This window comes from Pseudomonas mercuritolerans (assembly GCF_025706525.1).
Lineage (GTDB): Bacteria > Pseudomonadota > Gammaproteobacteria > Pseudomonadales > Pseudomonadaceae > Aquipseudomonas > Aquipseudomonas mercuritolerans.
Genome location: NZ_JAMSHA010000004.1, coordinates 544,556 through 558,975, shown reverse-complemented (window position 1 = coordinate 558,975; position 14,420 = coordinate 544,556). Strand labels below are relative to the sequence as shown.

At 62.8% G+C, this 14,420-nt stretch carries 2 protein-coding genes; both read right to left on the bottom strand.

Translation table 11 applies throughout. The features are described 5' to 3' along the window. Positions 1-150: 150 nt before the first annotated feature. Positions 151-975 (bottom strand): alpha/beta fold hydrolase, encoded by an 825-nt coding sequence (locus ND528_RS14660; protein WP_263470587.1) that lies wholly within the window; start codon positions 973-975, stop codon positions 151-153. A gap of 182 nt (positions 976-1,157) precedes the next feature. Beyond that, complete coding sequence (locus ND528_RS14655) at positions 1,158-14,156, bottom strand: non-ribosomal peptide synthetase (RefSeq protein ID WP_263470586.1); 12,999 nt, start codon at positions 14,154-14,156, stop codon at positions 1,158-1,160. Positions 14,157-14,420 lie beyond the last annotated feature (264 nt).

Sequence of the window (14,420 nt, the reverse complement as noted above, 5' to 3'; positions counted from 1 at the left end):
TTATCAAATGCTTTTATAGATGAGTTTCACACTCGTGATTGCATGGTGACCTGAGAGGCCCCTTCGCGAGCAGGCTCGCTCCCACAGGAATTGCATTCATGCTGAAGGAATGCGGTTAACTGTGGGAGCGAGCCTGCTCGCGAATGAAGCTCACTCGGTCTCGCGGTTGCGCTCGGCCAGAAACGCCAGCAGTGCCTCAGTGACAAACTCGGGATTCTCCAGATTGGAGATATGCCCCGCCTCCGGTACCAGCACGCACGGGCAACCGATCAATTCAGCCATTTCCCCGGCTTCCGAGGGTGGCCGTGGTTTGTCCTGATCGCCGCACAATACCAGCGTCGTCGCCTGGTTCAGCTCGCCCAGGCGTGGCAACAGGTCGTCGCGACCAAACGTGATGCGCCCCATCGGCACGATGCTTTCGCGCAGACGCTCGGGCGAATAGCTCTTCAATTTCGCGCGGAAGTCCTGATACAGCGCGGACTGCGGGTCGATGCCCGGGCGGAAGAAGATCGGTACGACGATGTCGAGCAATTGTTCGGAGATGGTGCCGCTGTCTTCGATCTGCTTGAACAACGAGAAGTAATACTGCCGGGTCGGTTCCGGCTCGACGCCGACGTAGGTGTCCATCAGCACCAGACCGTTGAGACGTTGCGGCGCGGACAGTGCCAAACGCGCGCCCCACATGCCGCCGACGGATAGTCCGACGAGGGTGACGCGGTCGATGTCCAGATGATCAAGCAAGGCCTGCGACTGTCGGGCGATGTCGTCCAGCGATGTGGTGCCTTCGGGTAACTTGCCGGACTCGCCATGCCCCCAAAGATCCACGGCAATGACGCGATAGTGCGGGGTCAGCGCGGCGATCTGCGGCGCCCACATCGCCTGGTCCCAAAGGTAACTGCCGGCCAGCAACACGGCGGGGCCGGCGCCTTGATCAATATAGTGCAGTGCTTGTCCGTCAACCGTGAAAAAGGGCATCGACCACCTCCGCGAGAAAAAACAGAACCGGCAGACTGAGCTGCCGGTTGTTGATCGTCAAGGATGGAAATGTACAGACGCCATTCGCGAGCAGGCTCGCTCCCACAGGGGATTTGTGTTCACCACAGATCCCGTGTGGGAGCGAGCCTGCTCGCGAAGAGGCCAGCCCAGGCGCCGAAGAACTACAGCCCTTCCAGCTCCGCCATCAGGTCGTTCAACCGATCGACCTTCTCCTCAGTCATATCACTGGCCGCCAGCCCATCGATGTATTCGGCCAGTTCCTCCACCGTGCTGCACTCGAACATCGCGCGCAGCGGCACGTTGCGTTGCAGGGCTTTTTGTACCCGCGATGCAATTTGCGTAGCCAGCAGCGAATGCCCGCCCAGTTCGAAGAAATTGTCGCGCACGCCGACCTTTTCCACTTTCAGCACCTCAGCCCAGATATCAGCCAGGGTCTGTTCCAGCTCGTTGCGCGGCGCTACATAATCCGCACTCTGCAACTGACCGATCTCCAGCGTTGGCAAGGCTTTGCGGTCGAGTTTGCCGTTGGCATTCAGGGGCATCTGCTCCAGCCATAGCCAGTGCAGCGGCACCATGTATTCCGGCAGTTCGGTGCGCAGGCGTTGCTTGATCCGTTCCAGACGCTCTCCCGGATTGAGCGCTGCATCGGCCGCGACCAGGTAGCCCACCAGATGCTTGCCGTTGACGCCTTCCTGCACACCCACCGCCGCGTCGCGCACTTCCGGTTGTTCATGCAGGCGCGCTTCGATTTCACCGAGCTCGATACGGTAACCGCGAATCTTCACTTGATGATCGACGCGGCCGACGTATTCCAGCACGCCGTCGGTGCGGCGCCGTGCCAGGTCACCGGTGCGGTACAGGCGTTCGCCCGGCGCGCCGAACGGATTCGGCACAAACACCGGCGCGGTGCGCAGCGGATCGCTGACGTAACCGCGACCGACGCCGGTCCCGGCAACACATAACTCACCCACCGCGCCCAACGGCACCAGATCCAGCGCGCCATCGACCAGGTACAGCAAGTTGTTATCGGTCGGCGTGCCGATCGGCAAATAGCTGCCGCGCGTCGACGCCATGTCGACACGGAAGAACGCCACGTCATCCGAGCATTCCGCCGGGCCGTAAGCATTGACCAGACCAATATCCGGGTAACGCAGCAGCCATTGATGGGCCAGTTCCGGCGGCATCGCTTCACCGGTCGGCAACATCCAGCGCAAGCCGTCGAGGCTCAGACGCTCGGAGCCGAGCATGCCCTGAATCAGCGATGGCACACTTTCCAGCACGGTGATGCCCTGCGCCTGTACATGCGCCAGCAGACCTTGCGGATCGTGGGCAATCGTATTCGGTACGATGTCGACCCGTGCACCAAACAACGGCGCGGCAAGGAACTGCCAGACGGAAATGTCGAAGCTTTGCGAGGCGGTCTGCGCGATCACATCGGCCGCGCTCAAGTCGAGGTACGGGCGTTTGCTCAACTGGTTGTTGAGCATGCCGCGCTGCTCGACCATCACGCCTTTTGGCAGGCCGGTCGAACCCGAGGTGTAGATCACATAGGCGAGATTGTCCGGGCCGCTGTGAATACCGAGATTCTCAGTCGCCAACACCGAGGCTTGTATTTCTTCCCACACCAGCAGGCGCGGACGATTCGAACAGCCAAACTCTTCGAGCAAGGTCTGCGCCTGCTCAAGGCAGGCTGCGCTGCACACCAGCAACGGCGTGCGGCTGAGCTCAATGATGCGACTCAGACGCTGGCTCGGCAGGCCCGGGTCGAGCGGCAGGTAACCGGCACCGGCCTTGAAGCTGCCGATGATCATGCCGAGCAGGTCGAGATTACGCTCGGCCAGCAGCGCCACCGGTTGGTCCATTCGCACCCCTGCGGCGACCAGGGCATGGCCGAGGCGGTTGGCGTTGCAGTTCAGCTCGGCATAGCTCAATTGCTGATCGAGGCAACTGGCGGCGATGCGCTGCGGATGCGCCGCGACCTGCGCTTCAAACAACGCCACGTAGCTTTGCTCCAGCGGATAGTCGTGGCCGCTCTGGTTGCAACCGTGCAGCAGGAAGTCGCGTTCTTCGTCGCCCAGCAGCGGCAAATCGGCCATGTCGCCATGGAAGCCGTCGACCAGCGCCAGCAGCAAGCGCTTGAACTCAGCGAGCATGCGCTCGACCGTCGCCTCGTCAAAGTAACGCTGGTCATAGGACAGGTGCAAGCCAAGGTCATCGCCCGGGTAGCACACTGCAGTCAGCGGGAAGTTGGTGTGAGTCCGACCGGAATCCGAAGTCGCATTCAGGCTCTGCGCACGGTCGAGCACCGAGACTTCCACCGGAGCGTTTTCGAAGACGAAGAGGCTGTCGAACAGTGGCTGGCCTTTCGGCAATTCGCTCTGTTCCTGAATGTTCACCAGCGGCAGATATTCGTACTCGCGCAGTTGCATGTTGCTGTCGAGCAAAGCGCTGAGCCACTGACGCACACTGCTGCGCTGATCGTCCTCAGGCATCTTCACGCGCAGGGCGATGCTGTTGATGAACAGGCCGACGGTGCGTTGCATTTCCGGCATGTCCACCGGCCGCCCGGCGACGGTGACGCCGAAGAGCACGTCGCGATCGCCGCTCAGGCGCCGTAAAACCAGAGCCCACGCAGCCTGGGCGAAAGTGTTGACGGTCAGTTGATGTGCCTGCGCCAGTTCCCGCAGCCGTGCGCCGTCCTCGACATTGAGGCGGGTGTAACGGTCGCCGACGATCATGCCGCCGCTTTCACCGGCATGTTCGCGCAGGAACGGGCGGTCGCTCGGGATCGGCGTGGTGCGCTCGAAACCTTGCAGATTCTGCCGCCACCACTGCCGCGCCTCGGCCAGGCTCTGGCGTTGCAGCCAGGCAATGTAGTCGCGATAACGCGGCGGCACACTCAACTGCGCTTCGCGTCCTTCACCGAGCGCGGTGTAGATTTCGAAGAAGTCGTTCATCAACAACGAACGGCACCAGGCGTCGATGAGGATGTGGTGGTTGCTCATCATGAACCAGTAACGCGCTGCGCCGACCTTGATCAGACGCAGGTGGAATGGCGCCTGATTGAGCAGATCGAACCCGGCTTCGCGCTCGCTTTTCAGCAGCGCTTGCAGCTGTGGTTCCTGCTCGGTTTCGGCGACGGCGCTCCAGTCCAGATACTCGATCGGCGTGCGCCCCGGCGTGTGAATCACTTGCAGCATGTCTTCGCCAACGTTCCAGCAGAACGAAGCGCGCAATGCTTCATGACGAGCGACCACCGCTTGCCAGGCCTGGGCGAAACGCTCGGGGTCGAGTTCGCTGTTGATGCGATAACGATCCTGCATGTAGTACAGACCGGTGCCCGGCTCGAGCAAGGTGTGCAGCAACATACCTTCCTGCATCGGCGTCAGCGGGTAGACATCTTCGATGTGCGCGGCCGGCACCGGCAGCGCATCGAGTTGCGCCTGAGTCAGTCTGGCCAGCGGGAAGTCCGATGGCGTCAGGCCGCCGGCTTCGTCTTGCAGACAATGGGCGATCAGGCTTTGCAACTCACCGAGGTAGGCGTCGGCCAGATCGTTAATGGTTTGCGCCCCGTAACGCTCGGCACTGAAAGTCCAGCGCAGCAGCAGTTCACCACCGTAAACCTGACCGTCGACACTCAGCTCGTTGGGCAACGGCGCCTGCGGATCATGAGCGGCCCCGACTGCTTCATCGAGAGGACGGAACAGCGCATCGCTGCCGAAGCTCTGGTCGAACTGGCCGAGGTAATTGAAGGTGACCGGCGCCTGTGGCAGCGCCGCCATGCGCTGGCGGCAGCCGTCATCGGCCAGATAACGCAACACGCCATAACCGAGACCTTTATGCGGAACGGCGCGCAATTGTTCTTTGATCGCCTTGATCGAAGCACCCTGCCCGGCGGCCTCTTCGACATTGTGCGGAGTCAGGCGCAGCGGATAAGCGCTGGTGAACCAACCGACGGTGCGGGTCAGATCGATCTCGTCGAACAGGGTTTCGCGACCGTGGCCTTCCAGTTGAATCAGTGCCGAGGGCTGGCCACTCCAGCGGCACAGCACACGAGCCAGCGCGGTCAACAGCAGGTCGTTGACCTGAGTGCGATAAGCGCTCGGTGCCTGTTGCAGCAACTGCCGGGTGCGCTCGGTATCGAGGCGTACGCTGACGGTTTGCGCATGACGATTGTGCCTGCCGCCCTGCGGATTTTCGCAAGGCAGATCAGCGCTCGGCCCGGCCAGTTGTGCTTGCCACCAACCGAGTTCTTCGCGCAGGGATTCGCTGCCGGCGTAGGCCTGCAAACGCGCGGCCCAGTCCTTGAAGGCGCTGGTTTTCGCCGGCAGTTTCAGCGGCTGCGCAGCGTCGAGCTGGCGATAGGCGGTTTGCAGATCGTCGAGCAGCACGCGCCAGGAAACACCGTCGACCACCAAGTGGTGGATGGCGATAAACAGGCGTTGCTGAACATCCGCAACATCGACCAGCACCGCGCGCAGTAACGGGCCGTTGTGCAGATGCAGACTGCGTTGCGCGTCGGCGAACAGGGCTTCGCACCGGTCCAGCGACTCGACGCTGACTTGCCTGAGCACATCCTCATTCGTCAGCGCTTGATGCGTTGCTTGCCATGCATCATCGGTTTCAGTGAAACGCAGACGCAGCGCATCGTGCTGCTCGATCACTGCCAGCAAGGCTTGCTGCAATCGTTGCGGCTCGAGGCGCGCAGTCGGTTCCAGCAGCAGCGCCTGATTCCAGTGCTGGCGCTGGGGAATGTCCGTATCGAAGAACCAGTGCTGAATCGGCGTCAGACGCGACTCGCCGACCACCAAACCTTGCTCGGCAGTCACTTGCTGGGTGCGACTGGCAACGGCGGCGAGCGTCTGTACGGTCTGATGCTGGAACAGGTCGCGCGGGCTGAAGTGAATGCCCTGCTGACGCGCGCGGCTGACCACCTGAATCGACAGAATCGAGTCGCCGCCGAGTTCGAAGAAGTTATCGTTGAGGCCGACCTGCCTGACGTTAAGCACATCGCACCAAATCTGCGCCAGGGTCTGTTCCAGCTCGTTGCCCGGTGGCACATAGTCCTGACGATTAAGTTCAGGGTCTGGCGCCAGCAAGGCGCGGCGGTCGAGTTTGCCGTTGGCGGTCAGCGGCATGCTTGTCAGCAGCATCAGGTGGGTCGGCACCATGTAGTCCGGCAGTTGCGCCTTGAGGTGCGACTTGAGCGCTTCGCGCAGTTCAGCCTGTTGCGCTTCGCCGTGTCCGGCGACATCGGTAACGAGGTAACCCACCAACTGCTTGCCACTCGGCGCATCCAGCGCCAGCACCACCGCTTCGCGGATCGAAGAATGATCGAGCAGGCGCGTTTCGATTTCGCCCAGTTCGATGCGGAAGCCACGGATTTTCACTTGATGGTCGATCCGGCCCAGATACTCGACCAGACCATCGGCACGCTGGCGCACGAGGTCGCCGGTGCGGTACATGCGCCCGCCATCAGCGGCAAACGGGTCAGCGACAAAACGCTCGGCGCTGATGCCCGGACGGTCGTGATAGGCCTGAGCCAGACCGGCGCCGCCGACAAACAATTCACCGGTCGCGCCTTGCGGCACCAAGGCCAGATCGGCATCGAGAATGTAGGCGACTCGCGCACCGATCACGCTGCCGATCGGCACACTGCCGGCGCCCTCTTCCAGCACCTGCGGCGCCAGACTGGCCAGCGGCATGACCACGGTTTCGGTCGGGCCGTAGGCGTTGAAGAACTGCGCTGGCTGGAACGCCGCGCGGATGCGCTGCAGATGCTCGCCGGTCAGCGCTTCACCGCCGGTGATGATCATCCGCACCGGCAGGACTTTATTCTGCGTGGCAAGGAACTGCGCCAACTGGCTGCCGTAGCTCGGCGTGAAGCCGAGGACGTTGATCCGATGCGCACGAATCAAGCCGCAGATTTCTTCCGCGTCCCACTGCCCTTGCGCCCGCAGCACCACCTGCGCACCGCTGAGCAGCGGCACCAGCAGACGTTCGGTGGCGGCGTCGAAGTTGATCGAATAGAAATGCAGTTCACAATCGTCCGGGCGCATGCCGAAGCGTTCGATCACGGCCTGACAGTGCATGGCAATTTCGCCGTGGGAGACCACCACGCCTTTCGGTTTGCCGGTCGAGCCCGAGGTGTAAATCAGGTAGGCCTGATGTTGCGGCAGGCTGATAAACGGCAACTCGCTGGCCGGATAGTCAACCAATCCAGGGCTGTCATCTTCCAGGCACCAGCGCGCCACGTCTGACGGCAAGTCACCCAGGGCCTGGAACATCGCCCGATCGCTGAGCAGCAAACCGATGCGGCTGTCTTCGATCATGTAATGCAGACGATCCAGCGGGTACTCCGGATCCAGCGGCACATAGGCGCCGCCAGCCTTGAGAATCGCCAGCAGGCCGATGACCATTTCCAGCGAACGCTCCAGCGCCAACCCCACCCGCACTTGCGGGCCAACCCCACGTTCACGCAGCGCCCAGGCCAAGCGATTGGCACGGGCATCGAGTTCGGCGTAGCTCAGTTTCTGCCCGGCGAAGGTCAGCGCTGGCGCGTCTTTGCGCGCCAGCGCCTGTTCGGCAAACAGATGATGGATGCACTGGTCGAGACGATGTTCGCCCCGCTCGACGCCAAGGCTGTCGAGCAGGTGCTGTTGCTCGGTGTTGTCGAGCAACGGCAGTTCGCTGAGGCGTTGCTGCGGATCAGCGATCAACGCTTCAAGCAGGTTGCGCCAATGCCTGGCCATGCGTTCGATGGTCGGTTCGTCGAACAGATCGGTGCTGTAAGTCAGGCAGCAGCCGAGGCGATGGTCGAGGTCGGTGACTTCCAGATTGAGGTCGAACTTGGTCGCCCGCGCATCGTTGGCCAGATACTCGACAGTCATCCCAGCGAGGGTGCGGCTCTGCTGGAATTCCCAGCGCTGCACGTTGCACATCACCTGGAACAGCGGGTTGTAGGCCGCGCTGCGTGGCGGCTGCAAGGCTTCGACCAAATGATCGAACGGCAGATCCTGATGGGACTGGCCTTCGATCACGGTGTGGCGCACCTGCTCGAACAGTTCGCCGACCGACATCTGCCCGTCGAGCTGGCAACGCAGCACCTGGGTGTTGAGAAACGCCCCGATCAGCCCTTCACTCTCCGGGCGGATGCGGTTGGCCACCGGTGCGCCGATGCGCAGGTCGGTCTGGCCGCTGTAGCGGTAGAGCAATGTGGCGAGCGCGGCGGTCATGGTCATGAACAGGGTCAGAGCGTTTTGCGCATTGAACGCCCGCACCCGCGCAGCGAGATCGTCGCTCAGATCGAAACGGAACAGCTCGCCCTGATGGCTCTGCACCGGTGGACGCGGACGGTCGCCGGGCAGTTCCAACAGCGGGTGTTCGCGACCGAGTTGCGCGGTCCAGTAGTCGAGCTGGCGCTGGCGCTCGCCGGACTCCAGCCACTGACGCTGCCAGACGCTGTAGTCGAGGTATTGCACCGGCAGCGGCGCGAGCGGTGATTCGCGTTCATCGACGAAAGCTTCGTATAGCGCACTGAGTTCACGGGCAAAGATGTCCATCGCCCAGCCTTCGGTGACGATGTGGTGCAAGGTCAGGACGAAGTAATGCTCGTGCTCGGCAGTCTTGACCAGGCAGGCGCGCAGCAGCGGTCCGGTTTCCAGATTGAACGCCTGGTGCGCTTCTGCATCGGCCAGTTGCTGGACTTGTCGCTCCCGGACTTCTGCCGGCAGGCTGGAGAAATCCTTCCAGCCCATGCGCACGCCGGTCTCGGCATGCACCTGTTGGCGGGCGACGCCGTCAACGCTGGGGAACGTAGTGCGCAGGGTTTCGTGGCGCAGGATCAGTGCCTGCAACGCCGCCTCGAAATGCTCGACATGCAGCGCGCCGCGCAAGCGCGCCATGCCGCCGACGTTGTAGGCCGGGCTGTCCGGTTCCATCTGCCAGAGGAACCACATGCGCTGCTGCGAATAGGACAGAGGCACCGCTTGGCTGCGGTCGACTGTGCCGATCGGCAGCTGTTGGTTGGTGCGGCCGCTGGCCTGGATCAGGCGGATCTGTTCGGCGTAATCGCCCAGTTCGCTGTGCTCGAACAAGGTGCGCAGCGGCAGTTCGACGTCACAGGCCTGACGTGTGCGCGAAATGATTTGCGTGGCCAGCAGCGAGTGACCGCCGAGAGCAAAGAAATCGTCGCGCAGGCCGATCTGCTTCAGACCCAGCACTTCGCGCCAGATCGCGGCGATTTGTTGCTCCAGTTCGCTGACCGGTTCGACGTGTTCACGCACCTGCCATTGCGGTTCGGGCAAGGCGCGGCGGTCGAGTTTGCCGCTGGGGCTCAGCGGCATCGCGTCGAGGCGCAGCAGTTGCGCCGGGACCATGTATTCCGGCAGCTCAGCGACCAAAGCGTTGTTCAGTCGAGCGATTTGTTGCTCGGCATTTTCATGCGGATCGCTCGCCGTGAAGTAGCCGATCAGTTGCCCACCGGCAGCGGTTTCGCGCACCAGCACCACGGCTTGGGCGACGCCATTTTGCGCCAGCAGTCGCGCCTGGATTTCTTCCGGTTCGACGCGAAAGCCGCGCAGTTTGACCTGCTGATCGAGACGGCCGAGGTATTCGATCACGCCATCAGCGGTCCAGCGCGCACGGTCGCCGGTGCGGTACAAACGGGCACCCTGCTCGCCCAGTGGATCGACAACAAAACGCTCGGCGGTCAACGCCGGACGACCCAGGTAACCGCGAGCCAGACCAATACCGCTGATGCACAGCTCACCCGCCACACCCGCCGGCACTGGATTGAGACCGGCATCCAGGATGCGGCAGATCACATTGCCCAGCGGCCGGCCAATCGGCGAGCGCTCGCCATCGGCAGTTGTGCAGTGCCAATGAGTGACGTTGATCGCGGTTTCAGTCGGGCCGTAGCGGTTGTGCAATTGCACCGCCGGCAGTTGCGTCAGCACACGGTTGCGCAACTCGGCGGGCAAGGCTTCACCGCCGGAAAACAGCCGGCGCAGGCTGGTGCATTCGGCACTCAGCGGCTCGTCGATGAACAGCGCCAGCAGCGGCGGGACGAAGTGCAGCGTGGTCACGCCGTATTGCTGGACCCGTTGCGCGATGCGATGCGGGTCGCGGTGCTCGCCGGGGGCGGCAAGCAGCAGCCGCGCGCCGCTGATCAGCGGCCAGAAGCATTCCCACACCGAGACATCGAAACTGATCGGCGCTTTTTGCATCAGCACGTCGGTTTCGTCGAGACGGTAAGTGTCCTGCATCCATTGCAGGCGCTCGGCCAGCGCGGCGTGGGTGTTGCCGACGCCTTTCGGTTGCCCGGTGGAACCCGAGGTGTAAATCACGTAGGCGAGGTTGTCGCCGTGCAGTCGCAGTCCCGGTGCCTGGCTCGGCCATTTATCCAGGTGCAGCGCATCCATGGCGATCACGCTGACGCCATCGCTGGCCGGCAGACGCTCGAGCAATTGCGTCTGGGTCAGGAGCAATTCGACGCCACTGTCGCGGAGCATGTACGCGAGACGTTCGGCCGGATAATCCGGATCAAGCGGCACATAGGCGCCGCCGGCCTTGATGATCGCCAGCAGACCGATCAGCAGTTGCGGCGAACGCTCGGCGGCGATGGCCACGCACACGTCCGGGCCAACGCCTTTGTCGCGCAGGTAATGGGCGAGCCGGTTGGCTTGCGCGTGCAGCTCGGCAAAATCCAGACTACCGCCGTCCCACACCAGCGCGGTGCGTTGCGGGGTGTTGCGCAATTGTTGCTCGAGCAGTTCCGGCAGCCATTGTTGCGCCGGGGTGCACGGAGCGACGCTCCAGTCCTTCTGCTGATTCTGCTCGCTGGCCGTCAGCAAGCGCAGATCGCCGATGGCCTGCTTTGGCTGTTCGCAGACCTCGCTGAGCAGATTATGGAAATGCTCGGCCAGGCGCTCGATGGTCGTGGCGTCGAACAGTTCGCTGGCGTAGTCGAAGGACAAGCTCAGGCGACCGTTGCGATCCTCTTCGCTGTGCAATTGCAGATCGAACTTGGCCTCGCGGCTGTGCCACGGCAGTTCTTCGGCGAGCAGACCCGGCAGGCGCTTGAGCGCACTGAGGTCGCGCTGCTGATGGTTGAACATGACCTGGAACAGTCCCTGTTCGCGGGCCTGCGGGAAAGCTTCGAGCAGTTGTTCGAACGGTAGATCCTGATTGGCCTGGGCGCCGAGTGCGGCTTGGCGGGTCTGGTTCAGCAACTCGGCAAATGTCAGGCGCGAATCGATTTGCGCACGCAACACCTGGGTATTGATGAAGAAGCCGATCAGGCTTTGGGTTTCCAGGCGCGGACGGTTGGCGTTGGGCACGCCGATGCGAATGTCGCGCTGACCACTGTAGCGGTGCAGCAAACTTTGCAACGCAGCGAGCAGAAGCATGAACGGCGTGGCTTCGTGAGCCTGCGCGGTCTGGCGGATCGCCTCGCTGAGTTTGCTACTCAAGCGCACGTTGTAGCGTGCGGCGCTGTGGTTGTGTCTGGCCGAGCGCGGGTGATCGGTGGCCAGTTCCAATGGCGGATGTTCTTCGCCCAACTGCGCTTTCCAGTACGCCAGTTGCCGCTCGCCCTCGCCTTGCGCCAACCATTGCCGCTGCCAGTTGCCGTAATCGGCGTAATGCGTGGGCAGCGCTGCCAGTGTCGCCGGCGCACCTTGGGTAGCCGCCGCGTAGAGACGCGAGAATTCATCGAGGAGGATATTCAGCGACCAGCCGTCAGCGATGATGTGGTGCAGGGTCACCAGCAGTTGATGTTCTTCGTCATCGAAACGCACCAGTGTCACCGACAGCAGCGGGCCTTTTTCCAGATCGAACCGAGTGCGCGCCTCGTCTTCGCGAATCTGCTCGGCACGGGCTTCACGCTCGGCCATTGGCAGGTCGCTGATGTCGATCAGTTGCAGGTTGAATTCGGCATCAGCGAGCACTTGCTGCAATGCCACGCCGTCACGTTCGAAGAAACGTGTGCGCAGTGATTCATGGCGTTCGATCAGTTGCTGGAAGCTGTCGCGCACGGCGTTTACGTCCAGCTCGCCCCGCAGGCGCAGGCCGCCGGGAATGTTGTAGGCGCTACTGTGCGGGTCGAGTTGCCAAGTGATCCACAGACGGTTTTGTGCCAGCGACTGCGGCATCGGCTCGCTGCGCGACAAGGTGCTGATCGGACCTTGAGCGCTGCCGCCGTCCTGTTTTAGCTGCGCCACAGCGGCGGCGAAAGCGGAGAGGGTTGGCGCTTCGAACAGCAGGCGCAGGCTCAGCTCGACACCGAGTGCTTCGCGAACCCGCGCCACCACTTGCGTGGCAGCGATCGAGTTGCCGCCGAGCAGAAAGAAATGGTCATCGCCACTGACCTGCTTGACGTTGAGTTGCTCGGCCCAGATTTGCCCGATCAACGCTTCAAGGTCCGAAGTGCTGCTGGTCGCGGTTTCCGTTGCGGCTGTGATCGAAGGGAACAGCGCGTAACTGTCGAGGCTGCCATCAGCCAGACGATTGCGGCACGCCGAGCGCTGCAGTTTGCCGCTGGAGGTTTTCGGCAACGCGCCCGGATTGAGCAGCACCACCACGCTTGGCGCCTCCTGATACGCCTCGGCCACGGCTTGGCGAATGGCTTTGATCAGCGCATCTGGCGCAAGGATTTTCTGCACGCTGCGGCTGATTTCCGCAGCGATGCCGATGCCCTCTTCGCCGTTGTGAGTGACCGCGAACGCCGCCACGCGGCCCTTGCGCACCACTTCGACTTCGCGCTCGACGGTCTGCTCGATGTCCTGCGGGTAGAGGTTATGGCCCCGGACGATGAGCATGTCTTTCAGGCGCCCGGTGACGAACAACTCGCCCGCACGGATAAAACCCAGGTCGCCGGTGCGCAACCAGGTGCGGCCGGCGTGCTGAACAAAAGTCTTGGCGCTGGCTTCGGGATTGCGCCAGTAACCGTGGGCGATGCTCGGGCCGGCAGCCCAGACTTCACCGACAGCGTTGTCGGCGAGTTCTTCGAGGGTATTCGGTTCGACAATCAGCACCGCGTGCTCAGGCTGGCTGATGCCGCAGCTCATGATCGCGCTGCCGTCGCCCGGCTCGGCGCGGTTTTGCGCCAGCGCCTGATCGTCCACGCGCAGCGCCGGTATGCCGCTGCCGCGCGGCGTGCCGGCGACAAACAGGGTGGCCTCGGCCAGACCGTACGAGGCCATGAAACTGTTTTCGCTGAAACCGCAGGCGGCGAATTTTTCCGCGAAGCGCTCGAGGGTGTCGAGGCGGATCGGCTCGGAGCCGGAATAGGCCACGCGCCATCGACTCAGATCGAGGCGCTCAAGGGCCGATTCGCTGACCCGCTCACTGCACAAGCGATAGGCAAAATCCGGCCCGCCGCTGATGGTGCCGCCGTACTCGGCAATCGCTTCCAGCCAGCGCAACGGCCGGCCGAGGAAGTACGCCGGCGACATCAGAATGCACGGCACGCCGCTGAAAATCGGTTGCAGCAGACCACCGATCAAACCCATGTCGTGGTACAGCGGCAACCAACTGACGATGACGTCGTCCGGATTGACGTCGATCCCGAAACCGCGACGGATCAGCAGTTCGTTGGCGACCAGATTGCCATGGCTGACCTGCACACCCTTGGGCAGCGCGGTGGAGCCAGAGGTGTATTGCAGAAAGGCGATGTGCTCGGCCGGCAGGCTCGGTTCAACCCACTGTTCGGCCAGTGCGCTGTCGAGGGTGTCGACACACAACAGCGGCGGCGCGCCGTCGATTTGTTGCAAGGCATCGCGCAGGTCGGCGCTGGTCAGCAACAGCGTGGGCTCGGCGTCGGCGATGATCGACAGCAAACGCTCCTGATGATGACGACGCGCGGATTCCGGCGGATAGGCCGGCACCGCAATCACACCGGCATACAGGCAACCGAAAAACGCCGCGACGTAATCCGCGCCACTGGGAAACAGCAGCACCGCACGCTCACCGAATCCAGCCTGAGCCTGCAACGCAGCGGCGATGGTGCGCGCGCGTTGATCGAGTTCGCGATAGCTGAGCACCACAGCCTGCTCCGGGTTTTCGGCGAGAAAACGCAAGGCCAGTCGGTCCGGCGTCAGGGCCGCGCGACGCTTGAGGGCATGGACCAGGGTGCTGGGAAGTTCGAACGCGTCGGTCATGAGGTTTCCTGCCTGAATTCGGCTTGCAAGTGGAATCGGGTGGCTGCGTCACACCTGTCGAGAGGCGTGCGGGGCGCGGTCTGTGCCGACCGCGCAAGGCATCGGAATGCGCTGAGGCCGGGGATCTGCACCCGGGCCATTCACCAATGAGAACGGATGGAGTGGGGAAATAATTAGTCGGCAGGCGCGACGTCCAGCGGGGCTGGGGTGCGGCGGCGTGTCGCAGTTGGCAAAACACATCGCCTTACAGCAATACCTCTCTTT

What these genes read in the sequence shown, in the direction of transcription:
- ND528_RS14655 (WP_263470586.1), bottom strand. Translation starts at nt 14,156, where the DNA reads ATGACCGACGCGTTCGAACTTCCCAGCACCCTGGTCCATGCCCTCAAG.
- ND528_RS14660 (WP_263470587.1), bottom strand. Translation starts at nt 975, where the DNA reads ATGCCCTTTTTCACGGTTGACGGACAAGCACTGCACTATATTGATCAA.